This is a genomic window from Empedobacter sp. UBA5036, assembly GCF_002415215.1.
GTDB classification, from domain to species: Bacteria; Bacteroidota; Bacteroidia; order Flavobacteriales; family Weeksellaceae; genus Empedobacter; species Empedobacter falsenii_B.
This window is the reverse complement of sequence record NZ_DICC01000025.1, coordinates 13677-38339: the sequence shown is the minus strand read 5'-3', so window position 1 is coordinate 38339 and position 24663 is coordinate 13677. Positions and strand designations below refer to the sequence as shown.

Genomic DNA, 24663 nt, shown 5'->3' with positions numbered 1-24663 from the left:
ATAAGCTCTCTTTTCTTTTTTAGTCGTAAATTTGTATATATTTAAAATTCACTATAATGAGTGTTCAAAATTCTGACCCAAAAGATGAATTTAATTTAGACGATTATTTGGATGAAAACAGCCAAATGAACGAAGATGTACGTACTTCCATTGGAACTATGGAGCGAACAGGAGAGCGTAAATGGGTTTACCCTAAAAAACCAAAAGGTAAGTTTACAAATTATAGGACGTATGTAAGTTATGTATTGTTAGCAATATTAATCTTAACGCCTTTCTTTAAATTACCTAATGGAAATCCATTGTTCAAATTTGATGTATTGCACAGTCAATTCATTTTATTTGGTTTTCCATTTTTTACATCAGACTTCTTCCTTTTAGCTTTAGGAATGATCACGACAATTATTTTCATCGTATTATTCACCATGGCTTATGGTCGTTTATTTTGTGGATGGGTATGTCCACAAACTATTTTCTTGGAAATGGTTTTTCGAAAAATAGAATACGCCATAGAAGGAGATAGAGCAAAACAAATAAGATTAGATAAGCAAGATTGGGACGAAGAAAAAATTCGTAAAAAATTACTGAAATGGACCATCTTCGCAATCATTTCATTTATTATCGCAAATGTATTCCTAGCTTATATTATTGGAGCTGATGCATTGTATGATGTAATAAAAGAAGGTCCTGCAGAAAATGTAGGAACATTAGTTGGATTGGTTTTCTTCTCAGCTACTTTCTATTTCATCTTTGCATGGTTTCGTGAACAAGCATGTACATTGGTTTGTCCTTACGGACGTTTCCAAGGCGTATTAATTGATGCACATACAATCAATGTAACATATGATTTCAAACGTGGTGAAGGAACAGCTGGTCGAGCAAAATTCAAAAAGAACGAAGACCGTAAAGCAGAAGGAAAAGGAGATTGTATAGATTGTGGTCAATGTGTAGTTGTTTGTCCAACTGGAATTGATATTCGTAACGGTATCCAATTAGAATGTGTTAACTGTACAGCTTGTATTGATGCATGTGACGAAGTAATGGAAAAAGTTGGTTTACCAACAGGATTGATTCGTTATGCTTCTGAAGATGATATTAAACGTGGAGAAAAATTCAAATTCACGAAACGTTTAGCAGCTTATACATTTGCCTTATTATTATTAATTGGAGCAATGACAGCATTCTTGTTCTCTCGTTCTGATGTAGAATCTAAATACCTTAAAGTTCCTGGAACAGATTACAAGGTAGAAGGAAAATACTACGTTAATCAATTCGAGTATACATTGTACAACAAAACGAATGCAGATCAAATTGTAACTGTTCAATTGCTATCACACAAAAACTCAAAAGTAGAAATGTATGAAGGCGAAAATAAATTGAACATGGAAAAAGGTCAAATCATTCAAGGAAAATTCTTCTTGAAAATTCCAATGGATGAAGTTAAATCGTACAAAGAAAAAGTAGTGATTGGCTTAGTTAATCAAAAAGGAAAAGTAATCGATAAATACGAAACGAGCTTCTCAGCTCCATTCAAATATTAATCATATGAAGTTAAATTGGGGACATTATGTAGCAATTGCTTTGGGATGTTTTATGATATTCATTCTATCATTGTTATATTTTGCAGGAGATACAGGTGGAATGGTAACCGAGGATTATTACGAAAAAGAAATTCATTTTCAGGATGAAATAAATGCTGAAAAACGTGCAAATACTTTAGCCGAAAAACCAGAAGTTATTGTACAAGCAAATGGATTTTTATTTCAATTTCCAGCAACTACTGCTGCCGATTTTAAAGGAGATATTTTTTTGATGCGAAATGATAACGAAACCAAAGACGTTAAAACAACAATCAAATTATCAGACAGAAAAAATTTCTTAGTACCTTCTGTTAAGTTAATTGACGGAGAATACGAATTAACTTTAAGCTGGAAAGAAAATAATCAAACTTATTTGATTAAAAAGTCCATTCGATGGATTTCACAATAGTTATCATAGCATTATCCATAGGTCTTACATCGTCCCTGCATTGCGTGGGGATGTGCGGGCCTATTGCTTTATCTTTGGGATTAGAATCTCAAAACAAACTAAAATTTACACTTCGTAATTTGACGTATCAATTAGGACGTGTAACCACTTATACAATTTTAGGCGCAATTTTAGGATTGATTGGTGAATCATTTTCATTTGTTGGATTACAAAATTACTTAAGTATTTTGATTGGAGTTTTGATGATTATTATGGTCATGATTCCAAAATTCTACGAAAATGGTGCTACGCAACTTCGCCCTGTTAACGCCTTGATGGTAAAAGTAAAACTCTCTCTTGGTAAATTCTTAATCAAGAAAGATTCTTCCTCACTTTATATAGTTGGTCTATTAAATGGCCTTTTACCTTGCGGAATGGTTTATGCTTCACTTACAGCTGCCATTGGTTTAGGATCAGTTTACAAAAGTGCGATGTTTATGTTCTTCTTCGGATTTGGAACTTTGCCTTTGATGTTTGCAACCGTTTTATTTGGAAATTTTTTATCCGTAAAACAACGTCAAACTATCTTAAAAATCTTACCAATTATTACACTTATTTTGGGTGTATTATTTATCCTTCGCGGATTAGAATTAAACATTCCTTTCATCTCACCAGCCAAAGAAGCACTTCAGCTAAATGGAATGGATGAGCATTGTATGTGATTATCATTTTTTATTCAAATAATTCGCAACAAGAAAAAGAGTTTTTTATTTCACATTTTAAGTTTTTAAATCTAATATTAATACCTTTATTGCATAAAAATTAAAGAATCATTGCGTTAGTATTTTTGAATTTTGTTTTACAAAAATGGACCAATTTACTTTTAAAGAAATCGCTGCTTTTATAGGAGTTTTCCTTGTTCTTGTGCTTGCCTTGTTTTTGGTAACTGTAAAAAGTAAGCACAAACTTTCAAATTGCTTACTTGCTTTTTTTCTTTTTACAACTGCTGCAGATGGATTGAAGTTTTTGATGCGTGATTTTCCTGTGAATTACATCAACCTAGAAGCTTTCCGTTGGAGTTTTAATTATTTGGCTCCAGCAACATTTTATTTCTATGTTTTGTCGGTTAGTTTTAACAAATTCCGTTTAAAACCGAAGTATTTGTGGCACACTATTCCATTCGTTGCGTTCAATTTGTATATGGCATATGGAATTTATTTTCAAGATAGGGCTGGAAAAATTAGTTTCATAAATGAGTTGAATGATTCGCCGATAATGAATTTTTTTTATATTCTGTTCGAAGTTCTTTTTCAAATCTATTTTATTGCTTCATTTTTGGTAATTCGAAAATCGAAAACAGTCTATTTCGAAAATTATGCAAATCCTGATATTTCTAAGTTTAATGCGCTTTACAAAATCACCATTCTATATTACGTTGTACATTTTTTAGTATTGATAAGATGGGTGATTACTTTCACTTACGGTTTCGGCGAATTGAGGGAATGGATTGTGATGCTAGATGGTTTTTCTTTTTTTGTTTGTACTTGTTGGTATCTATTTGTCGCATTAAATAATCCTGATTTTTTCCGAGGAGTTAATGAAAATTTGCAACCGATTAAGGAAGCTATTCCAAAGCAAAAATCTACACTAGAAATCGACGTCGAAAAAAATAATCAAATAGAATCATTAAAAGATTTTATGGTTAAAAATGAACCTTATCTCGATTCATCTTTAACGATTCAGAATTTGGCAGAGCAATTAAATATGCCTGTGAAAGATTTATCGGCTTTGATTAATTTGTACATGGACAAACATTTTTTTGATTTTGTAAATGAATATCGAATTAAAAAAGCCATACAAATTCTAAAAGATTGCACTCAAAAAGAGTTGACCGTTTTGGAAATTTTGTATCAAGTTGGATTTAATTCCAAATCTTCGTTTAATACATCCTTCAAAAAATATACAGGAAAAACACCAACCGATTACAGAAAGGAAGCTTTGTAAAATAAAATTATTTGCTGAAAATGCGTTCGATTTTTTTTAATCGGTCGTGTATCAACGCTTTTTAGATCAGCTTTGCAGAAAGTTTTTAAAATATAATTACAATGAAAAAAATAATTGTCTTAATATCATGAAGTATTTTATTCTCCAATTTTCTTTCAGCTCAAAAGCCGGTTGAACAAAAAACAGAAATCAATCAAATTAATGAACTAATGACTAAATCCTACGAAAAAGATTTGTTCAATGGAAATGTTTTGGTTGCCAAAAAAGGAAAAATTATCTATCAAAAATCCCTTTGGCTTTATTGATGAAATGAAGAAAAAATCTTTAACGAAAAATTCAATTTTCAATTTTGGTTCTATTGCAAAGGAGTTTAATGCAGTTGCGATTTTGATGTTGGTAGAACGTGGTCAATTTAAGCTTGATGACCCGATTTCGAAATATAATTTGGATTTGCCGAAATGGTCGGAAAAAGTAACAACCAGACATTTGATTAATTATGCTAGCGGAATTCCCAGAATAGAAAATGGATTAATTGTCCCGAAAAACGATGAAGAAGCGTGGAAGATTTTGAGAAAAACAGATACATTGTTATTTGAACCTGGAAAGGATTACCGATACGATAACGGCAATGTTTTTTTACAAAGAAGAATTATTGAAAAGATAACAAGAATGACTTTCCAAGATTTTGTTACGAAAAATATTATAAAACCTTTGAAAATGAACAATTCCGTGTTTGATCCGAAATTTGGTTATAAAAATCGAACGTCTTGCTATGATATGGATAATGTTCGGTGTCCAGAAATGGAATTTGTCAGCGGTTGGCTTTGGTTGGATACTAATGACATGTACAAATGGATTGATGCGATGAATCATAATCGTTTAATTTCTAGAAAATCTTTTGAAACATTATTGAATAATCCCTACACAAAAGACCATCAAGGTGGATCATTTGGAGATTATTTTAGAGATGAAGAGTTGCAGCGTCATAACGGTGTTTCCTATAAATTTGAATCTTTGGTGTTAAATGATATGAAGAACGATGTCGTTATCATTTTAGCATCCAACAGTCGGAATAAAGTTTGGGATTTGGGACATGTCATTCGAGATATTATGCTAGGAAAAACATTCGAAATTCCTAAAAAATCGGTTTACCAAGCTTTAAGAAAAGAAGCACAAACCGACGTCAATAAAGCGATTGAAAATTATTATCAACTGAAAAATACTTCCGAAAAAGAATATAGTTTTGAAAATCCAATCGAACTTAATACTTTGGGTTATGAATTTCTACGAGCGGGCAAAATAAATGAGTCGATAAAAATATTTCAATTGGTTGTAAAAGAGTTTCCAAATAACTCAAGTGTTGCTGATAGTTTGGGCGAAGCTTATCTAACTAACAAGCAATACGATTTGGCATTAGAATGGTACAACAAAGCCATCAGCCTTGGCGGAACCAACGGTAATGCCGAAAGAATGATTGAGAAAATTAAAGCGTTAAAAAACTAAAAATTGATTTCTCAAAATATTTAATTCAAATCAATTGAAGCCTTGTTAAGATTTAAATCTTGACAAGGCTTTCATTAAAATCAATACTTTCATCCTTACAAAATAAATCGTATTTTTGACGTTATCACTATATGTAGTGTAACTAAATAAACGTCAAAATGATAACACAATTAAGAGGTAAATTAATCGAGATTTATCCAACAAATGCTGTAATAGATTGCAATGGGGTCGGATATTGGGTCAATATTTCACTAAATACATATTCTACTTTAGAACACGAAGAATTGGTTACAATTTTTACACATTTGATCGTTCGCGAAGATGCGCATATACTTTATGGATTTGCAACAAAACTAGAACGAGAAATTTTTCAGAAATTAATTAGTGTTAACGGTGTTGGTCCAGCTTCTGGAATGATGATTATTTCGACACTTTCTTCCAAAGAAATTGCAACTGCAATCGCTCAAGAAGATGCCAGATTATTGCAAAGTGTAAAAGGAATTGGAGCTAAAACAGCGCAAAGAATTATCATTGACTTGAAAGATAAATTGGATCAAAATTTAATATTAGATGTTAATTCTACTTCGGTTAAAAATAAATCTAAGAATGAAGCGTTATCTGCTTTAGAAGTTTTAGGAATTCCTAAAAAATCTGCGGAGAAAATCATGGACAAAATCCTACAAGATCAGCCAGATGCAGACGTGGAATTCTTAGTAAAAGAAACCTTGAAGAAAATTTAATGAAGATTCATAACGAACCAAAAACTATTCGTAAAGGCTCTACTATAGCGGCTTTGTGTTTCCTTTTTGCAATGGGAACTATGAGCGATGTTATGGCTCAGGAAAGTGATACGCTTAAGTTTCCTATCCGAGATCAAAAAGGTGGATTGTTTTTAGATAATCAAATAAAATACGATGTACAATATGATGCGATAAAGCGTCAGTATATTTTATATCCTCAAATTGGAACAAGTTTAGTTTCCGAGCCAATCTATTTGACACGTCAAGAATACCTGACTTTGGTTCAGAATCAAGACATGAAAAATTATTTCCGAGTAAAATCTCAAACCAACGATCAATTTTATCGTGAAGAACGTTTTGGAGATAAGGAAGGAAAAAAAGAAGGAAGTATTTTACCAAGTTTTAAGGTGAAATCTAAAGCTTTCGAAACTATTTTTGGTGGATCAGAAATTTCATTGATTCCGCAAGGTTATGCAAATTTAGAATTGGGTGTTTTCTTGCAAAAGATAGATAACCCAATGTTGTTGCCACAAAACCGTCAAACGCTTACAATGGATCTTAACCAACGTATGCAATTGAGTATTTTGGGGAAAGTCGGAGAAAATCTTCAGATGAAAGTAAATTACGATACGCAAGCTGGTTTTGGCTTCGAAAATCAAATGAAACTTCAGTGGAGAAAGGCTTTGGGGAATAAATTGGATCCATTTGGAGGTGAAGATGATATCCTACAAAATATAGAGGTTGGTAATATTTCGATGCCACTTAGTACTTCGTTGATTACGGGTGCGCAGTCACTTTTTGGAGTTAGAACAGATCTTAAATTCGGTCGTACAAATGTATCGGCTGTCTTTTCTGAGCAACGTTCGGAGTCTAAAAATATCGTGGTTCAAGGTGGTGGTGTGATGACTGATTTTAAAGTCGCTGCCGAAAAATATGAATACAATAGACACTTTTTCTTAGGTCAATTTTTTAGAAATAGTTACGATAGAGCGTTAGCAAATTATCCTGCAGTTAACAGTAATATCAATATCAGTAATATTGAGGTTTGGAAAGTTGATAAATCTGGAGGGAATCAACAGAATAGACGTTCTATTATCGCTTTGCGAGATATTGCAGAAGGTGATACAGCGCCTCAAAATAGTAGTAATGCCTTATTTAATGAGATTAATTCTCAAGGTTTTACTAAGATTAGTGATGCAAGAAGTTATTTGAACGGATATTCTTTCAATGGAGAACAATTTCAGGATGGAGAAAACTTTATCGTCAACGAAAATGTTCGTAAACTTGATGCTTCCGAATTCACTTTCTATCCAAAATTAGGATACATTTCCTTGAATACGCCTTTGGTTGATGGTGAAGATTTATTAGCGGTTTCGTTTCAATATTCGTTAAGCTCTGATCCTAAAAAATTATACAAAGTTGGACAGATGTCGAGCGAGACAGATAAACCAATTATTGCGAAATTAATCAAACCAAATTCTGCTGTTAATGTGGCTTCGCCAATGTGGGATTTGATGATGAAAAATATTTATTCGTTAAATGCTTATGGTGTTTCGAGTGAAGATTTCTTGATGAATATTAATTTCAAAGATAATGGTAAAGAATCATCGGGAACATTAAATTATTTACCAAATTCTGCTGTTTCAGAACAATCGTTATTACAAGTTCTGAATATGGATAGATTAAATTCGAACGGACAATTACAACAAAATCCTGACGGAAGTAAAGGAGATGGTTTGTTCGATTTTCAATCAGGATTAACTATTGATACAGAAAGAGGAAATATTATTTTCACTTCAGTTGAGCCTTTTGGTAAATATTTGAGCAATAAATTACAAGGTCAAAATCAAGAATACGTTTTCAATCAAATTTATCGTCAATTACCAAATACACTTTCTGGCGAAAAATTAGCCAATCGTTATACATTAGAAGGTCGATACAAAGGAACGGTGACAGATGGTATTCCGTTGGGTGCTTTCAACGTGCCACAAGGTTCTGTTAAGGTAACTTCTGGTGGAGCAACGTTGACAGAAGGCGTAGATTATACGGTAGATTATCAGTTGGGTCGAGTAAAAATCATCAACGAACAATTGAAAAATTCTGGAGCAGCAATTAATGTATCTTTAGAAAATCAATCAACATTTAATTTACAGAAAAAACGTTTCATGGGAATTAATGTCGAGCATAAATTTAGTGATAAATTGATGTTAGGCGGAACTTTAATTAATTACCAAGAACGTCCAGTTACGCAAAAAACACAATTTGGTTCAGAACCTGTGAACAACACAATTTTTGGACTTAATACACAATATAACTCAGAAGCTGAGTGGTTAACTCGTTTAACAAATAAAATTCCAGGAATCAAAACTGATCAAATGTCGAACATTAGCGTTCAGGCAGAGGCAGCTTATTTGATGCCAGGAATGAACAAGGTTACGGGAGGTTATTCTTATATAGACGATTTCGAAGATGCACAATCTCGCATTAGTTTATTAGATGTTGGTTCATGGAAATTTGGATCAACACCAGGAAAACCTGCTGGATATTCTGCTTCTGGTTACCACCCGCTCTTCCCAAATGGAATGAAAAATGACGATTTATCATTCAACAATGGTCGTCGTATGTTATCATGGTATTCTATTGATCCTCGTTTTTATGGAATGGGAGGGAGTTCGCCTTTAACAGATCAACAAATGTCAACACACATGGCACGTCGCATTAAGTTAAAAGAGCTTTTTGATCAACGTGATGTAATGGCTGGTACAAATTCGTATATCAGCACATTAGATATGACATTCTATCCGCAAGAACGTGGACCTTATAATGTTAATCCAAATGCAGTTGACACGAAAAACTGGGGAGCAATTATGCGTCCTATTTCAGTTTCTAACTTCAAAGATTCGAATGTGGAATACATCGAGTTTTGGTTGATGGATCCTTATGCAGATGGAAAAGGTGGAGAAGGAGAGTTATTGGTACATTTAGGAAATGTTTCAGAAGACGTCTTAAAAGACGGCGAAATGATGTACGAAAATGGATTGCCTTATTCTGGAAATGGTGCGGCGACTGTTGCTTCTAAATGGGGATTAACACCTCAGTTAAATCCAATTTTATATGCTTTTGATACGAATGGAGCTGCCCGAAAACAACAAGATTTGGGGTATAATGGATTAACAGATGAGGAAGAAGCGCAACGTTATGGAATTACGAGTAATAATTTAGTGACAGGAGAATTAGATCCTGCGAATGATAATTATTTATTCTTCTTAGATGATCGCTTTAGAGGTGCATCAATCGGGAATACGGTTCAAGATCGTTATCGTTATTTTAGAAATCCACAAGGAAACAATTCAACGGATAATCCTTTACATGCATCATCTTTAACGCCAGATACAGAAGATATCAATGGTGATTTCAATTTAGATCAAACAGAAAACTATAATCAGTATACGTTAAAAATTAACCGTCAAACGTTAGAAGATCCAAACAATAAATTTATTGTTGCAAGAAAAACGGTTCAGGGAGAATTTCCTGACAAAACGAAACATGATGTAAAATGGTATCAAGTTCGTATTCCTGTTGATAACTTTGATTTAGATCTTGACGGAGATGGAGTAGAAGAGTTAAACAATGATGCGTCTATTGCGCAAGCAGAAAGCGTATTAACAGCTGCTCGTTTTATGCGTATGGTGATGCGAGGTTTCGAGGAAGAAACAACTCTTCGTTTTGGTACTTTTGATTTAGTTCGTTCTGAATGGCGTCGTTATACAAAAAACATTTATCCTTATATCATTAGTAATCAAGAAGGTTATGAAGACGATAAAAATATTGATGATTTAGAAATTGGTGAGGTAAGTATCGAACGAAATGGTACAGATCGCCCTCGTTATATGATTCCTCCTGGAGTTTATCGTGAACAAACTCAAGGAACAACGGGATATCAATCTCAGAACGAAGCTTCGATGACACTGAAAGCGAAGTTTAAACCAGGAAGTACTTCAAAAGCTATTTTTAAGAATACAAATTTAGATTTGCGTCGATACAAAAAGTTGCAAATGTTTGTATCTGCTCAAAACTTATTAGATAGAGCATCAAATGCGATTGATAATGGTACAAAGTTATTTATTCGTGTAGGTAGTGATTATACAGATAATTACTATGAATATGAAATGCCGTTGAAATATACGCCACAAAGTTCTGCAACAGAAAGCACAATTTGGCCAGATGAAAACTTTATCGATCTGAATACAGATTTGTTTACAGATGCAAAAAAACAAAGGGATGCTGATGGTTTCAGTACATTGCAACGTTTCAATTTTGCTTTTGATCAAAAGAATCCAAACAAAACGGTTTATGTAAAGGGTCGTCCAACATTGGGTAATGTCTCTTCAATTATGATTGGGGTTCGTAACACTTCTGGACCGTCTGATAAAGAAGTTTTACTTTGGGTAAATGAACTTCGTTTAAGCGAAATTGATAACCAAGGTGGTTATGCAGCTTCAGCAAATGTTCAGTTCAATTTAGGTGATTTTGCGAATGTACAAGTTTCTGGAAGCACAAGTTCTGTAGGTTTTGGTGCGATAGATCAAGGTCCTGTAAATCGTAATCAGGACGAATCATTACAATATGCGTTGAATGCACAAGTAAAATTAGACAAATTCTTACCGAAGAAATGGGGAATGGAAATTCCGTTCGATTTTACAATTCAGGAAAGTTTTGTCGATCCAAAATATAATCCGTTAGACAATGATATTATTTTTGATGAAGCGCATAATAAAGCCGAATTAGAAAAAGTTGTTCGTACTTATACACAGTTTAAAAGTTTTGCTTTTAATAACATTCGAAAAGTTAGATCAACAAATAACAACAATCCTGTTCGTTTTTACGATCCTTCTAACTTTTCAGTTTCGATGATGTATTCGGATAATTATTACCGTGATATTTATACGCAATATAACATCAACCAACAATTAAGAGCGTCGATTAATTATAATTACGGATTTAGAGGAAAATCGTACGAGCCTTTCAAAAAATGGCGTGCGGTTCAACCAAAAGAGGAATCAGGAAAATATTTACAATTTATTCGTGAATTTAATGTGAATCCTTTGCCAACACGTTTCTCTTTCCGTACAGAGATTGCGCGTACCTACAGTGAAAGACAATATCGAGATATCAGTCAATATTTAGGTGGAGGAAGTTCTTCGAGTTTAATTCGTCCGACATATAGTAACAATTTCTTGTTCAATTGGCAATATAATTTAGGTTTTGATTTGACAAAATCGTTGCGTTTAGATTTAACATCTTCGACAATGACGTTGAATGATGGAACAACTTTCCAGCGTGCAGATCAAGATATGATTTGGCAAAATATGTTCACAATTGGACGTCCAGTTCAGTATGATCAACAATTTCAGGTGAATTATAAATTACCTTTAAAATTCTTCCCATATTTAAATTGGATGAATGTTGAAGCTGGATTTACTTCGAATTATAACTGGATTGCAACTTCTACAGCTTACAGAAATTTTGAGACAGAAGTTACAAATCCTGATGGTTCTACATCAACACGAATTGCGAATTTAGGTAGAGGTACAGCTCAAAACTCGAATTCGATTAATTTGATGGGAGATTTAGATTTTACGAAATTCTATCCAGAGTTTAAAGGTTACAAACGTTACGATTCGATCTTGAAAGGTCGTCGTGCAGAAATAGATTCGTTGAATACAGTTTACACAACTTTATTCTCTAAAAAACGTCGTACAAATAAGAAATCAGCATACAAATTCAAACATAAATTTACAGCAAAAGATTATGGTTGGATGGTTTTATCATCACTAAAGCGTGCTAATTTTACGTATAATCAGACAAATGGAGCTGTAATTCCAGGATTATTGTATGAGCCAGGTTTCTTTGGTGTTGATGGTAAAAATGGACCAACTTTAGGTTTTGTTTATGGAACGCAATTCGATATCAAACGACAATTAGTCGAAAGAGGATTGATTGTTGGTGATGAATTGATGACAGATGCATATCAAATTACAAAAGGTTCTGATTTTAATGGAACTGCTTTAATTGAGCCTATTCCAGATTTACGAATTGATTTGAGTGCAAAACGTACAAAAGATCGTCGTATTTATCATTCAGGATTCAATTTAGCAGTCGAAAATCCTTACATTGATGAATTAGCAAATCTTAATATTTCGACCGTAAATATCAAAACAGCTTTCAAAGATGGAGATGCAATTTTTGAGCAATTCCTAACAAATACTAAAACTATTTCTGGACGTTTAGCACAAAAAAGAGGTAGCGGAAATGTAGATGGACTTGGTTATTACGAAGGATTTAATGCAAGAAGTTCTGATGTACTTTTACCAGCATTTTTAGCGGCGGTGCAAGGAAAAGATGCAGGTTCGTCTAAATTAGGATACAATCGTTCTATTCCGGTTCCGAACTGGCGCGTAACGTACACAGGATTGAAATCTGTTCCAATTATCAATAAATATTTTGATAATGTTGAGGTTTCGAGTTCATATAATTCGACTTACACAACAACAGGAATTCAGTCTAATCCAAACTTCATGTTAGATACAGGAATTATGGGTGGTGGACAAGTGACTGGTAAAGATGAAAATGGAAACTTCTATACACAGAATTTATATGGAGCGGTTACGATGATCGAATCATTTTCACCATTATTGGGAGTGGATTTAACATTCCGTAACAGTATGCAATTACGTGCGCAATATAACAGAGATCGTTTATTATCATTAAGCACAACAAATTATACGTATACAGAAGATTATGGATCTGAATATATTGTTGGATTTGGGTATATTTTCAAAGATTTCAAAATGAAAATTCGTTACCAAGGAAATCAGAAAACAATCAAAGGTGACTTAAATATTCGTGGAGATTTCTCATTAAGAGATAATCAAACAACAATTCGAAAAGTAATTTATAACTTTGATGACGTACAAAATCCAAACGTACCAACAAGTATTTATGGAGATTCGCAAATTACAGGTGGACAGCGAATTATGACGTTTAAGATAACGGCAGATTATAACGTAAGTAAGAATTTGAACTTGAGATTCTATTGGGATCAGATGATGAGTAAATATAAAATTTCAACAGCTTTTCCAATTTCTCAAATTCGTGCCGGATTTAGTGCTACCTTTACATTCGGAAATTAAAAAACAATAAAACAAACATTATGAGCATTCCAAACAATTTAAAGTACAGTAAAGATCACGAGTGGATTTCTGTAGAAGGAGACTTTGCAACAATCGGTATTACAGCTTTCGCACAAGGAGAGTTAGGAGATATTGTTTATGTTGACGTAGAAACAGAAGGAGAAACTTTAGGTCAAGAAGAAGTATTTGGAACAGTAGAAGCAGTAAAAACAGTTTCTGACTTATTTATGCCAATTAGCGGTGAAGTTGTAGAATTTAACACTGAATTAGAAGGTGAGCCAGAATTAATCAACACTGATCCTTATGGAAAAGGGTGGATTATCAAAGTAAAAATTGAAGACGCTTCTCAATTAGATGCTTTATTAGACGCAGCTGCTTACGGAGAGTTAATCGGTGCATAAGACAAAAAAAATAATATTCTTTGCGTATGTAGCGTTAGTGTTTTATCTGACGCTACTTCCACAAGAAAATTTCTCGAAATTAAGTACAATCGAAGAATTAGGAATCTTTTTTAAGATTGATAATTTTGATAAAGTTGTACATTGTGGAATGTTTGGGATGATGACGATTTTGTTATTTGTCGCATACAAAATAACAAATCTACGTTTGATGATAATTCCGTTTTTGGTAAGTTTTCTTATCGAAATTTTACAAGGAATTTTAACATCGCTTCATCGTAGTTTTGATTTTGTTGATTTAATGGCAAACTTATCCGGAATCGCCCTCGCATATATTGCAATAACATATTATTTACAACATAAAAAAACTCAGTAGTATTACTGAGTTTTTTGTTTTTAGTATATTTTTTTGATTTCTCAAATGTAAACTAAGAAAATGTCATTCCGACGTCAGGAGGAATCTTAGATTCTTCATTCCGCTAGCGCTACATTCAGAATGACAGAACCAAAATTTATTTTTTTTTGAGATTTTTTATTAATTTTATGTAATTAATATTTAATATGAAAAGCCAAAGAATAACAAAAGGAAGTATTCTAGAGATATCTATTGATAATAGGTACTATATATATGCTCAAATTTTAGGAAAATCGAGTTACGTATTTTTTGATTATAAATCGGTAGATAAAATAGTAGATTTAAACTTATTAAAAGATAAAAAAATATTATTTATAATTTCCGTTTTTGACCAAATTATTACGAAAGGAGAATGGCCAAAAGTAGGGAAATTAGATATAAGAAAAGAATTGGAGGTTTTACCAATGAACTTTATTCAAGATGCTTTAAATCCAACTAATTTTGAATTATATAATCCAAATACAGGAGAGATAGTTCCAATAACAAAAAATGAAATCATAGGATTAGAAAGAGCAGCTGTTTGGGATAAAAACCATGTTGAAGATAGAGTAAGAGATTTCTATAATAATGTTCCTTGTGTATGGTTAGAGAATGATAGAGAACTGTTTAATAGAGTTTTTCCTTAAGATTGTAAATGTATGAAAGGTTCATTTTTTATAGAAAAAGTTGAAAAAAAAAGCAAACTTTCGCTTGCTTTTAAACTATAAAAAATAATTTTTGCTTACCGCTACTTACTTCATCAATTCTTCTGGAATATCACAAATCGGAATCGGAACCATTTTATGTTGGTTAATACGATTTAATCTCGAGTAAATTTCGAAAACTTCCTTTTCTCTTCCTTCAAATTTATCTGCAGTTTTTCCAGCTTCTTTCGCTTTCATCGCCCATTCCAATTCATCGTAATTTGCTCCTAATTGATCTTCATCTGAACGATCATCGCCAAACAAACCATCGGTTGGTTTTGCTTTTTGAATATCTGTATTAATACCTAAAAACTCAGCAATTTTATACACTTCCGATTTCATTAAATCAGCAATAGGACTAAGATCTACACCGCCATCACCATATTTTGTATAAAAACCAACGCCAAAATCTTCAACTTTATTTCCAGTTCCTGCAACCAAATAATTGTGTAAACCAGCAAAATAATAAAGCGTTGCCATACGCAAACGAGAACGTGTATTGGCCAAAGCTAAATTCACTTTATCCGTCGTTTCTGTTTCTGGTAAAGCCGAAACCATTGCGTCAAAAGTTGAGGTTAAATCAACTTCTATCGAATCGATTGGCGACGAAAACTTATTTTTTAACCATTCAATATGACGTTTTGCTCTATCCGCTTGATTTTTTTCTTGATGAATTGGCATTTCCAAATTAAGCAAAGGATAACCTGTCATTGCACAAAGCGTTGAGGTTACAGCCGAATCAATTCCGCCCGAAATTCCAATCACAAAGCCTTTTTGGTGCGCTGTTTCCAAATAATCTTTCAACCAAGAAACAATATATTCTACAACTTTTTCAGTTTGCATAGTTTAATAATTTATTTCAAAGATAGCAGATTATGAAAAAAATTAGGGTTGAAAATACTACAGATTATTTTACTATTTTTGTTAGCTAAATAACCAAGCAATGAAATTTGTATATGGCTTAGCTTTTGCGAGTTTAATTTTATTTACTGCGTGCAAAAAAGAAAAATCGTGGGAAGTGGATGTCAAAGAACAAAATGTTCAGTTGAATATTCATGATATCAGCCAAGATTTTTTTAACGATTCGATTCCTTTAGCGGCTTTACGAAAAGATTATCCTTTCTTTTTTGATGCAAAAACTGCGGATGACGTATGGGAAAGTCAACGTCGTAATAAAGAAGAGTTGAGTATTTATGGACAATCTCGAAAGGTTTTTGGAGATTTTAAAAACTTAAATGAATCGTTAACTCCGATGTTTCAACGTTACCAATTTTATTTTCCTGAATATAAAATTCCGACGGTTTATACTTATTCATCAGGTTTGCAAAATATAGATTATCCTGTGATGTTTAGTCAGCAATCTGGCTTGATGTTTATTGCGATGGATGCGTATTTGGGGTCAAAGAATAAATTATATGATAGCATTGGCGTAGAACGTTATTTACGCACAAATTTAGATCTTAATCGTTTGCCTTCTCAAGCTGTTGATGCGATTGCGAATGATGTGGTAACATTTAGCCCAAGAAATCAATTATTTATTGATAAAATGATTTATGAAGGGAAGAAATTGATTTTGCAAGATGCATTGTTAACAGATACACCGGACGAATATAAAGTTGGTTACACGCCAGAACAAATTCAGTGGTGTATTGAGAACGAAGGTCAAATTTGGAACTTTTTTGTGGAGCAAAATTATGTATTCAGTTCAGATGCTTCTTTGGATAAACGCTTTTTAGCAGTTAGTCCATTTTCAAAATTTAATAATGAAATAGAACAAGATTCTCCAGGAAGAATTGCGGCTTGGATTGGTTTGCAAATTATTCGCCAATACATGAAAGAGAATCCGAAGGTAGAATTGAAAGCTTTGTTAGATGATATGGATGGTCAAAAAATCTTCAAAGATTCTAAATATAAGCCAGCTTTAGAAAGTAATAATTCAACAAATTATACAACAAAAACAATTGATGGTAAAGTTTACCATTTTGTGAAATAAACTAATAATTAGAAGTTATGAGAACAACAAATATTACGGTAGAGATTGAATTGGACGAAAATCACGTACCAGAAAAAATGACTTGGAATGCACCAGACGGTGGAATTAGTCACGAAGAAACAAAAGCAATGTTACTTTCTGTTTGGGATGATAAAGCAAAAGAGGCTTTGCGTATCGATTTGTGGACAAAAGAAATGACACAAGATGATATGAAACGTTTCTTTCACCAAATTTTAATTTCAATGTCTAGTTCTTACGAAAGAGCAACAGAGGAAAAAGAAGTTGCAGAAAGAATCGCTGCTTTTGCAGAAGAATTCGCAATTGCTTCAAAAATTAAAGGTTAAGATTTTAACCAAATAAAAACTTTAAGTCGAATTTCGTAACATTTTGGTTAGAAATTCGACTTATTTTATATCTTTAATTTTCTGACAAGAATAGTCTATGAAACAATTATTTTTTACTTTACTATTTATTACTTCTCTTCCTTCGTTTGCCCAAGAAGGATGGACAATTGAAAAATGTATTGAATATGCTTCGAAAAATAATTTGACTGTTCAACAGAATACCATCAACCAAGAAATTTTTAATAAAAATTTAGAATTAACCTATAACGCTTGGTTGCCAACGGTTTCGGGTTATGTAGATACTAACTTTACAATCGGAACTTATAATCCAACAATAGAAAAGGGATATTATCAATTTGCGCATTCATTTGGCGTACAATCTAGCATCAATATTTACAATGGTGGAGTTGTTCAATTGAATAAAGACAAAGCTGCTTTGGAATTAGAAGCGTCGAAAGTACAAACTGCGATGACGATAAATGATATTTCGTTACAAGTTGCAAATTATTATTTGGCGGTTTTATTGAACAAAGAATTGAAACAAGTTGCAGTAGGAAATCTAACTATTTCGAAACAATTATTGGATCAAAATCAAAAGAAATTCAAAGCTGGTTCAGTAGCTCAATCTGTTGTTGCTCAATCTGAATCTGAAGTCGCGACAAATACACGTGAAGTGGTAAATGCACAAATCGAAATAGAGCGTGCATTGTTCAATTTAGCGATGTTGTTGCAATTAAATGATTACCGAAATTTTGCTGTAACTGATGTCAAAATTCCAGATAATGTAACGTCTCAATTGTATAATTTGGATGATGTGGTAGAAACGGCTTATCAAAATCAGCCTTCTGTAAAACATGCCGAATTGCAAATTGATGTTGCTGCGAAAGAAACTCAAATCGCGCGAACTTCATTATTTCCAAAAGTGACAGGAAGTTTCAATTTCGGAACGAATTATCTACAATATTTCAATAAAAGATTACGTCAAGATGCATTATTAGAGCAATTAGGACATAATGTAACAGGCGTTTTTGGAGTTGGTGTGAGTATTCCAATTTGGAATCAATATTCCTATAAAATTAATATTCAGAAAGCATTAATCAACGAGGATTTAGCAAAAGTTGACCTTCTACAATCGAAACAAGATGTGCTGAAAAATGTTCAATCTGCGTATTTCGAAGTAAATAGTTCTTATGCGTCATACGACTCGTCGAAAGAAGCGGTAAAATATGCGAAAATTTCATACGATTTTGCACAAAAATCTTACAATGCTGGAGTCATTAATCAATACGATTTTAACCGTTCGCGTAATGATATGATGGTTGCAGAATCGCAAATGTTGCAAGCGAAATACAATTACATTTTCAAACAAAAAGTATTAGATTTCTATGCTGGCGTTCCAATAACGTTGGAAGGGAAATAAAAGTTAAATAAAGCTTATGAAAAATATATTTTTATTGTTCTTATTCAGTTTTTTATCGTGTTCAAAAATAGATGAGGTTAAAGATAATACTATTCAGAAAGTAAAAAATAAAGCATCAACTACGACTGAAGTTGTGTGGAAAAAAGGTATTGACAAACTATTTCAAAATACTACAGCTATTAATTCCATTAAATTAGGAGATGTTTATGGTAAAGGTTTAATATTTGAAATTAAAAATCAAAAAGGGGTTAAAATGGATTTTTTAGGAGGTTTTTATCAATGCTTTTTTAAATATCAATCAGATAAAAATGATTTATTCAAATTTTTAAATGATTTGAAAACAGATAAAGCTGACATTTCGGATAATGAATTAATGAAAACAAATGAAGTTACAATTTTAGAGAAAATAAATTTTATCAAGAGTAAATTTCCTGAAATATATAATAAACTTGATTTTTTTACAGAATTTAATAATATAGGAGAATTAGAATATTATCAAATTGCGAAATATCCTCATTATAATATCCTTATATACGATAAATCAAATAATACTTTTTATCATTTCGTAGAAAATTATCAGGATTAACTCCATTTCCGAAAGAAAATCATCTTATCAAACATAAATCATCTAACTTTCGTGATGTATCTTTGCAGCATGGCAACAATCTTAAATTTAGAAACTTCAACAAAAAATTGTTCGGTTTCGATTGCTAAAGATGGCGTTCAACTATGTTTGGTTGAAGAAAGTGATGAAAATTATGCACATGGTGAAAAACTGAATCAGTTTGTGGATTGGTGCGTGGAAGGCGCGCAAATAAATTGGAAAGATATAGAGGCGGTTTGTGTTTCAAAAGGCCCAGGTTCTTACACAGGTTTGCGTATTGGCGTTTCGTCTGCCAAAGGTTTTGCATATGGATCTGATATTCCACTTATGGCAATTAATTCGTTGCAAATTTTGGCGGAATCACAATTAAATCAAGAGATAGATTATATTATTCCAATGATTGATGCAAGACGAATGGAAGTCTATACAGCTTTATTCGATAAGCAAGGAAATCAGTTGACAGAAACTGAAGCGAAAGTAATCGACGAAACTTCTTTTGAAGAATTGAAAGGAAAGAAAATTATTTTTGTGGGTGATGGAGCTGAAAAATGTCAAGAAGTTTTAGCACATTTGGATGCTACGTTTATACAAACTTTTCCATCGGCAAAGGATATGATTCGTGTTGCGGAAGAAAAATTTAATCAAAAATCATTTGAAGATGTTGCGTATTTCGAGCCATATTATTTGAAGGATTTTGTGACTGGAAAAAAGAAATCTGAATAAAATAAAAGATATAATTTATGAAAAATCTTGTGTTAACAATCGCTTCATTATACGGAATGACCGCGGTTATATTAGGCGCTTTCGGAGCTCATGCGTTCAAGAAAATTTTACCAGCCGAAAAATTAGCAAGTTTTGAAGTCGGAGTACGTTATCAAATGTATCACGCAATTGTTTTGTTAGCTGTTGGAATGTATTTTCAATTTAATAACGGATTAGAACGTTCTGCAGCTTGGTGTTTAATTGCCGGAACATTTGTTTTTTCTGTAAGTATCTATTTGTTGTCATTCGCAGAACATTGGAATGCAAACCTTAAATTTTTAGGACCAATTACGCCACTTGGAGGATTATTCATGATTATCGGTTGGGGTTTATTGGCTTGGATTTTTATGAAAGGAAAATAATTTTCTTTAAATTTATATAATTGTTAACCAGTTATATGAATTTGTGGAATAAATTATTGCTTGGATTATTATTTTTACTTGCAATTAATACAAAAGCGCAAGATAAATTAGTATTGACGACTCCTTTAATCTTTAAACATAGCAACTTTGAATTGAAATTGTTTAATAATCAACAATTCAAATACAAGTCTGTTTTTCTTAGCTGTATTGTAGAGTTAGACAGAAACGGTAAAGAAATTAATAATGCTAATTATGGTTTTGCTGAAGGAACTTATCAAGTAAAGGATAATAAATTAATTTTAACTGTAAAATCGTCAAGCAACTATTATTCGTTGCAAAAAGAATATTATTTTTTGATTCTTGATAAAAAGACTTTTTTGATATCTAATAAGGATCGAAAAAATCTCAAAGAAGCAAGAATGAGAAGACCAAATAAATCTTTTCCGAATTATATTATAGATACAGATAATCGTAAAGAATATACATTTTATAGTACTGATCAAAAAGTAACTATCGAAGGTTACGAAAAAGATAAAATATATCAAATGTTTAAATAAAAAGGACACTTTATAAAGTGTCTTTTTTATTTTTAATCTTTACCATTTATCATTTTCGAAACAATTCCAGAATTTTTATTGACTTCATCGATAATAACTCCAATGAGATGAATAAGAAAAAAGATAGGAAACCAATAAATTGCAGTTTTATGCAGTTCTTCCATTGGGTCTTTGTAAGTTCCATTTCCCCACATTAAATAAAATCCTGTCACAATATTAATTAGCATTAACAAATAGAAAATCATATAAATTATTCCCTGAAATTTTTCGGATGTTGAATGACTTTTCAAAGGATTAGGAAATCGGATTCCCTTTACCAGCATATAAACAATTCGGGCAGTAAAAAGACCTAAAGCGATATAAGCAAATATTTCGTGCCATTGCCACATTGGTTCTAAAGAACTTCTTCCAATTGTTTTTAAAGTAGCGTCAGAAATGTTTAAACCTTCTTTTGAAACTTCATTAGTAATCAAAGCAGAAAGATTTTTCTTGCTCATCCATTCCATTCTCAAAAAACCAGTTAAGAAAAGCATTATCATCGATATTCCGATTGTCCAATGTAATAATCGATGAGTTAAAGTAAACTTTTTCATAATTTAAAGTGATAAAAAAAAACGGCTCAGATTCTGAGCCGTTTTTTTATTTATTTTGGTTTTATTATTTCTTCAAAATCGTCTTCGTCAAATTCGAATTCTTCAAATGTACATTCAATTTCGAAAGGAACATCTTTGTCAGATTCATCTACGAAATCTTGTACTTCACCTTTCCAATTAAGAGTCAAAATTCCTTTGTCGTTTACACTAAAAGTTAATTCGTTGTTCACCGTTTCGTAATCTTCTTCCGAAGCATTCAACGTTGTGTAATATACTTCCACCGTTTCACCTTCTTCGTCTTCTTCCTCGGCAAAACCGTAAGGAATAGAAACTTCTTTACCATTTAATTCCTCTACAGATTCTACATCCAAAGGAAAATCATCAATAAATAAAGAAAGTTGAGGAAAATCGTTTTGTAACGAATCGCCTTCTACGTGTTCTAAGTCATCAGTCGAATGTATTTCTACCAACAAACATTTTTTATTTCCTTGAAAAACGACTTTACATAACGATTTTTCAATATTATAATTAAATGTTTCATCCGGATGGAAGAACTTAATTGTTTTCATTGTTTTGTTAATGTATGTTATTAATTATGAGTACGAATATAATTAAGTTCAATTAATTATCACAAAAAAAATGAGAGAAATTATATTTTTTCGCCTCTAAAACAAAAAAGCCATCTATCTAAGATAAATGGCTTCTATTATTTTATGAATATTCAATTCGATTATTTTGCAGCTTCTGCTGTTGCAGTAGCTGGTTTAGCAGCTAAATCTACTTGTAATAAAACTTCGTCTTTTACAATAGATCCTCCACCACCTGTGAAAACAATTCCGAAATCTTTACGGTTAATTCCGAATTCTTCAGATTTGATTGTTACACCATTCGCATCAACAGTTACATTAGCTTTGAAAGTTACATTTTTAGGAACTCCACGGAAATCTAAGTTTCCAGAAATTTCTGAATTGTAATCTCCACCTTCTAAAGCTTTAACTCCTGTAATTTCGAAAGTTGCAGTTGGGAATTTTTCAACGTCTAAGAAATCAGCAGATTTTAAGTGTCCATCTAATTTTCCTTTGCTTTCTGCATCAGCATCTAAATCTTTAGATTCGAAAGAAGCAAAATCAGCAACAAATTTCCCTGATTCTAAAACTCCATCGTGTACTTTTACAGAACCTTCTTTTAATTTTACTACTCCGTAGTGACCTTCTTCTGGTTTGTTGATATCGTCAAAAGTTTTTCCACCTTTCCAATTTACAACAGATGCAGTCGTATCAACAGCATATTCTGCCGCTCCTTCAGTTGATGTTGCTCCTTCTTGAGCTTCAGTTGCAGCTTTAGTTTCAGTTTTTCCTCCACAAGAAGTTAATGCAATAGCAGAAACAACAGCCAATCCTAAGAATAATTTTTTCATATTGCTTTTTTTAATTTTTTCTTTTACAAAACTATAGTATAAATTAATAGTTGATATTGATTTATATCAATAAATGAAATAATTAAACAATTATTTCATATTGAATAAATCTAATACCTTAGCCAAACATAAGAAAAATTATTCAATCGTGCTAAACGTAAAACAACTCAGTTATAATTATCCAGATTTCGAAGAAAAAGTACTCGATAACATCAATTTTGCAGTTAACAAAGGCGAAGTGATAAGTATTATCGGAGAAAGTGGAAGTGGAAAATCAACTTTACTGAAATTGATTTATGGTTTGCTGGATTTTAAAGAAGGAGAAATTTACTATCATACCAAAAAATTACGTGGTCCTGCTTATAACTTGATTCCAGGTCATAAAATGATGAAATACGTAGCGCAAGATTATGATTTGTTAGATTTTGTGACGGTTGGTGAGAATGTCGGGAAATTTTTAAGTAATTTTGATTTAGAACTTAAGCAACAACAAATTGACGAAGCGTTAACGGTAGTTGAAATGTTAGATTTTAAACATATTTTTCCAAATAAGTTGAGTGGAGGTCAGCGACAGCGTGTGTCTATTGCACGAGCTTTGGCACAACAACCCGAAATTTTGTTGCTGGATGAACCTTTTTCTAATTTAGATCAAATATTAAAATTAACCATTCGAGAAAAAATTATGGATTGGTGCAAGGAGCATCAAATTACAGTGATTTTTACAACGCATGATTTGAATGATGCTTTTTATACTTCGGATAAAATTTTAGTTTTGCAAAACGGAAAAATGATTCAGTTTGATGAGGTCGAGAATGTGCGAAATTCTCCTGCGACAGCTTATGTGGCCAAACTTTTTGGTTATGTAAATGTGTTGGATGATTCGCAAGATTTAGGAATTGATTCGTCTAAAATTGTCATTTATCCAGAAGAAATTACAATTTCTGAAAATGGAAAATTCGAAGGAAAAGTAATTTCATCAAAATTTCAGGGAAGAGATTATTTGGTAAGATTTACATTCAAAAACATTGAATTGTTGACTTATTCTTCTCAAAAATTAACGAAAGATGAATTGATACATTTTGAAGTTATAAAATTTCATCAATTATGCATTTAGAAAGTTTACAAGTAACGGAATTGTGTAGCGAACGATTAATTTTGATGCCATTCACGATTTCCATTTGCGAAAATATATTACAAAATAATTATACCGAATTAGAGCAATTAAATTTGATTAGAGGAAAAGGTTGGCCAGATGCAGATGTAATCGAAACATTGCCTCGAATTATTGTAAACTTGTCTAAAGTTGACGCACCAACAGGTTTCGAATCGTGGATGATTATCAAGAAATCAACACGAGAAATAATTGGTGACATTGGTTTTAAAGGTTATAATTTTGTTGGAAGAAGTTGTGATATTGGTTATGGAATTATCGAAGCAGAAAGAAAACAAGGTTTTGCCGTTGAAGCAGCTATGGAATTAATAAATTGGGCATTTACAAAAGAAACTTTAGAAGAAGTAACCGCTTGTTGTTTGATAGAAAATATTGGTTCAACCAAGCTTTTAACAAAACTAAATTTCACTGAATTGAGTCGAGATTCAACTATGATTTATTGGTCGTTGTTGAGAGAAAATAAATTGAGTTAAAGAATAGATTCCTCGATAAACTTGGAATGATAATCAGATATAAAAAAAGCGAAATTCAAATTTAGA

Annotated in this window: 23 protein-coding genes; 19 read left to right on the top strand and 4 right to left on the bottom strand. The window is 32.2% G+C overall.

The features are described from left to right. The first annotated feature begins 56 nt into the window (after positions 1-56). The 10 genes from ccoG (at position 57) to B4J88_RS04695 (ending at position 14844) form a co-directional block, all read left to right on the top strand. On the top strand, positions 57-1538 hold the full coding sequence (ccoG, locus tag B4J88_RS04740; protein ID WP_114997966.1) for a cytochrome c oxidase accessory protein CcoG: 1482 nt from the start codon (positions 57-59) through the stop codon (positions 1536-1538). A gap of 4 nt (positions 1539-1542) precedes the next feature. Beyond that, on the top strand, positions 1543-1986 hold the full coding sequence (locus B4J88_RS04735; RefSeq protein ID WP_114997963.1) for a FixH family protein: 444 nt from the start codon (positions 1543-1545) through the stop codon (positions 1984-1986). Then, positions 1971-2687, top strand: coding sequence for a sulfite exporter TauE/SafE family protein (locus tag B4J88_RS04730; protein ID WP_219033852.1), 717 nt, complete (start codon positions 1971-1973; stop codon positions 2685-2687). Before B4J88_RS04735 ends, B4J88_RS04730 begins: the two co-directional genes overlap by 16 nt. A gap of 145 nt (positions 2688-2832) precedes the next feature. Continuing rightward, positions 2833-3969 carry a helix-turn-helix domain-containing protein gene (locus B4J88_RS04725; RefSeq protein ID WP_286495313.1) on the top strand — a complete coding sequence of 379 codons (1137 nt, stop codon included), beginning with the start codon at positions 2833-2835 and terminating at the stop codon, positions 3967-3969. Between the two features lie 240 nt (positions 3970-4209). Next, on the top strand, positions 4210-5472 hold the full coding sequence (locus tag B4J88_RS04720) for a serine hydrolase (RefSeq protein ID WP_291066604.1): 1263 nt from the start codon (positions 4210-4212) through the stop codon (positions 5470-5472). A gap of 158 nt (positions 5473-5630) precedes the next feature. After that, complete coding sequence (ruvA, locus tag B4J88_RS04715) at positions 5631-6212, top strand: Holliday junction branch migration protein RuvA (protein WP_219033851.1); 582 nt, start codon at positions 5631-5633, stop codon at positions 6210-6212. Further along, positions 6212-13405 (top strand): cell surface protein SprA, encoded by a 7194-nt coding sequence (gene sprA / locus B4J88_RS04710; RefSeq protein ID WP_291066603.1) that lies wholly within the window; start codon positions 6212-6214, stop codon positions 13403-13405. The genes ruvA and sprA overlap by 1 nt, the downstream gene beginning before the upstream one ends. 20 nt (positions 13406-13425) lie before the next feature. Then, complete coding sequence (gene gcvH / locus B4J88_RS04705) at positions 13426-13806, top strand: glycine cleavage system protein GcvH (RefSeq protein WP_280049050.1); 381 nt, start codon at positions 13426-13428, stop codon at positions 13804-13806. Further along, positions 13799-14179: a VanZ family protein gene (locus tag B4J88_RS04700; RefSeq protein ID WP_084106902.1), complete on the top strand. Its 381-nt coding sequence runs from the start codon at positions 13799-13801 to the stop codon at positions 14177-14179. The genes gcvH and B4J88_RS04700 overlap by 8 nt, the downstream gene beginning before the upstream one ends. A 185-nt stretch (positions 14180-14364) precedes the next feature. After that, positions 14365-14844, top strand: a complete 480-nt coding sequence (locus B4J88_RS04695) for an immunity 26/phosphotriesterase HocA family protein (RefSeq protein ID WP_219033847.1) — start codon at positions 14365-14367, stop codon at positions 14842-14844. Positions 14845-14949: 105 nt separating this feature from the next. On the opposite strand, the gene nadE is transcribed toward B4J88_RS04695, so the two are convergent. Continuing rightward, positions 14950-15744 carry an NAD(+) synthase gene (gene nadE / locus B4J88_RS04690; RefSeq protein ID WP_291066597.1) on the bottom strand — a complete coding sequence of 265 codons (795 nt, stop codon included), beginning with the start codon at positions 15742-15744 and terminating at the stop codon, positions 14950-14952. Positions 15745-15844: 100 nt separating this feature from the next. Between nadE and B4J88_RS04685 the strand changes: the two genes are divergently transcribed. The 7 genes from B4J88_RS04685 (at position 15845) to B4J88_RS04655 (ending at position 20943) form a co-directional block, all read left to right on the top strand. Next, positions 15845-16894, top strand: coding sequence for a gliding motility protein, GldB (locus B4J88_RS04685; RefSeq protein ID WP_125349894.1), 1050 nt, complete (start codon positions 15845-15847; stop codon positions 16892-16894). A 17-nt stretch (positions 16895-16911) separates the two neighbouring features. After that, positions 16912-17238, top strand: coding sequence for a gliding motility protein GldC (gene gldC, locus B4J88_RS04680; RefSeq protein WP_038335027.1), 327 nt, complete (start codon positions 16912-16914; stop codon positions 17236-17238). A 97-nt stretch (positions 17239-17335) separates the two neighbouring features. After that, complete coding sequence (locus B4J88_RS04675) at positions 17336-18658, top strand: TolC family protein (protein ID WP_291049676.1); 1323 nt, start codon at positions 17336-17338, stop codon at positions 18656-18658. A 16-nt stretch (positions 18659-18674) separates the two neighbouring features. Then, positions 18675-19244: a hypothetical protein gene (locus B4J88_RS04670; protein ID WP_291059682.1), complete on the top strand. Its 570-nt coding sequence runs from the start codon at positions 18675-18677 to the stop codon at positions 19242-19244. Positions 19245-19313: 69 nt separating this feature from the next. Continuing rightward, positions 19314-19985, top strand: a complete 672-nt coding sequence (gene tsaB, locus B4J88_RS04665) for a tRNA (adenosine(37)-N6)-threonylcarbamoyltransferase complex dimerization subunit type 1 TsaB (RefSeq protein WP_125349897.1) — start codon at positions 19314-19316, stop codon at positions 19983-19985. Positions 19986-20002: 17 nt separating this feature from the next. After that, positions 20003-20386: a DUF423 domain-containing protein gene (locus tag B4J88_RS04660; RefSeq protein ID WP_280049058.1), complete on the top strand. Its 384-nt coding sequence runs from the start codon at positions 20003-20005 to the stop codon at positions 20384-20386. Between the two features lie 35 nt (positions 20387-20421). Beyond that, positions 20422-20943 carry a hypothetical protein gene (locus B4J88_RS04655; RefSeq protein WP_291066594.1) on the top strand — a complete coding sequence of 174 codons (522 nt, stop codon included), beginning with the start codon at positions 20422-20424 and terminating at the stop codon, positions 20941-20943. A gap of 32 nt (positions 20944-20975) precedes the next feature. Here the strand turns inward: B4J88_RS04655 and B4J88_RS04650 are convergent, their stop codons facing one another. From B4J88_RS04650 to B4J88_RS04640, 3 genes are all read right to left on the bottom strand, one after another. After that, complete coding sequence (locus B4J88_RS04650; protein WP_280051221.1) at positions 20976-21536, bottom strand: cytochrome b/b6 domain-containing protein; 561 nt, start codon at positions 21534-21536, stop codon at positions 20976-20978. Between the two features lie 50 nt (positions 21537-21586). Beyond that, positions 21587-22105 (bottom strand): hypothetical protein, encoded by a 519-nt coding sequence (locus B4J88_RS04645; protein WP_125350504.1) that lies wholly within the window; start codon positions 22103-22105, stop codon positions 21587-21589. 161 nt (positions 22106-22266) lie between these two features. Continuing rightward, positions 22267-22953, bottom strand: a complete 687-nt coding sequence (locus B4J88_RS04640; RefSeq protein ID WP_291066592.1) for a YceI family protein — start codon at positions 22951-22953, stop codon at positions 22267-22269. 100 nt (positions 22954-23053) lie between these two features. On the opposite strand from B4J88_RS04640, the gene B4J88_RS04635 reads away from it, so the two are divergent. Together B4J88_RS04635 and B4J88_RS04630 are read left to right on the top strand one after the other, a co-directional pair. Next, on the top strand, positions 23054-24067 hold the full coding sequence (locus B4J88_RS04635; protein WP_291066591.1) for an ABC transporter ATP-binding protein: 1014 nt from the start codon (positions 23054-23056) through the stop codon (positions 24065-24067). After that, positions 24058-24597 carry a GNAT family N-acetyltransferase gene (locus B4J88_RS04630; protein ID WP_291066590.1) on the top strand — a complete coding sequence of 180 codons (540 nt, stop codon included), beginning with the start codon at positions 24058-24060 and terminating at the stop codon, positions 24595-24597. Before B4J88_RS04635 ends, B4J88_RS04630 begins: the two co-directional genes overlap by 10 nt. Positions 24598-24663 lie beyond the last annotated feature (66 nt).

Excerpts from the sequence above, each read along its gene's own strand:
- gldC (WP_038335027.1), top strand. The coding sequence starts at position 16,912 with ATGAGAACAACAAATATTACGGTAGAGATTGAATTGGACGAAAATCAC.
- B4J88_RS04725 (WP_286495313.1), top strand. The coding sequence starts at position 2,833 with ATGGACCAATTTACTTTTAAAGAAATCGCTGCTTTTATAGGAGTTTTC.
- B4J88_RS04685 (WP_125349894.1), top strand. The coding sequence starts at position 15,845 with ATGAAATTTGTATATGGCTTAGCTTTTGCGAGTTTAATTTTATTTACT.
- tsaB (WP_125349897.1), top strand. The coding sequence starts at position 19,314 with ATGGCAACAATCTTAAATTTAGAAACTTCAACAAAAAATTGTTCGGTT.
- B4J88_RS04660 (WP_280049058.1), top strand. The coding sequence starts at position 20,003 with ATGAAAAATCTTGTGTTAACAATCGCTTCATTATACGGAATGACCGCG.
- B4J88_RS04730 (WP_219033852.1), top strand. The coding sequence starts at position 1,971 with ATGGATTTCACAATAGTTATCATAGCATTATCCATAGGTCTTACATCG.
- B4J88_RS04630 (WP_291066590.1), top strand. The coding sequence starts at position 24,058 with ATGCATTTAGAAAGTTTACAAGTAACGGAATTGTGTAGCGAACGATTA.
- B4J88_RS04655 (WP_291066594.1), top strand. The coding sequence starts at position 20,422 with ATGAATTTGTGGAATAAATTATTGCTTGGATTATTATTTTTACTTGCA.
- B4J88_RS04735 (WP_114997963.1), top strand. The coding sequence starts at position 1,543 with ATGAAGTTAAATTGGGGACATTATGTAGCAATTGCTTTGGGATGTTTT.
- B4J88_RS04645 (WP_125350504.1), bottom strand. The coding sequence starts at position 22,105 with ATGAAAACAATTAAGTTCTTCCATCCGGATGAAACATTTAATTATAAT.
- ruvA (WP_219033851.1), top strand. The coding sequence starts at position 5,631 with ATGATAACACAATTAAGAGGTAAATTAATCGAGATTTATCCAACAAAT.
- gcvH (WP_280049050.1), top strand. The coding sequence starts at position 13,426 with ATGAGCATTCCAAACAATTTAAAGTACAGTAAAGATCACGAGTGGATT.
- B4J88_RS04675 (WP_291049676.1), top strand. The coding sequence starts at position 17,336 with ATGAAACAATTATTTTTTACTTTACTATTTATTACTTCTCTTCCTTCG.
- B4J88_RS04650 (WP_280051221.1), bottom strand. The coding sequence starts at position 21,536 with ATGAAAAAGTTTACTTTAACTCATCGATTATTACATTGGACAATCGGA.
- B4J88_RS04720 (WP_291066604.1), top strand. The coding sequence starts at position 4,210 with ATGGAAATGTTTTGGTTGCCAAAAAAGGAAAAATTATCTATCAAAAAT.
- B4J88_RS04695 (WP_219033847.1), top strand. The coding sequence starts at position 14,365 with ATGAAAAGCCAAAGAATAACAAAAGGAAGTATTCTAGAGATATCTATT.
- B4J88_RS04640 (WP_291066592.1), bottom strand. The coding sequence starts at position 22,953 with ATGAAAAAATTATTCTTAGGATTGGCTGTTGTTTCTGCTATTGCATTA.
- ccoG (WP_114997966.1), top strand. The coding sequence starts at position 57 with ATGAGTGTTCAAAATTCTGACCCAAAAGATGAATTTAATTTAGACGAT.
- nadE (WP_291066597.1), bottom strand. The coding sequence starts at position 15,744 with ATGCAAACTGAAAAAGTTGTAGAATATATTGTTTCTTGGTTGAAAGAT.
- sprA (WP_291066603.1), top strand. The coding sequence starts at position 6,212 with ATGAAGATTCATAACGAACCAAAAACTATTCGTAAAGGCTCTACTATA.
- B4J88_RS04670 (WP_291059682.1), top strand. The coding sequence starts at position 18,675 with ATGAAAAATATATTTTTATTGTTCTTATTCAGTTTTTTATCGTGTTCA.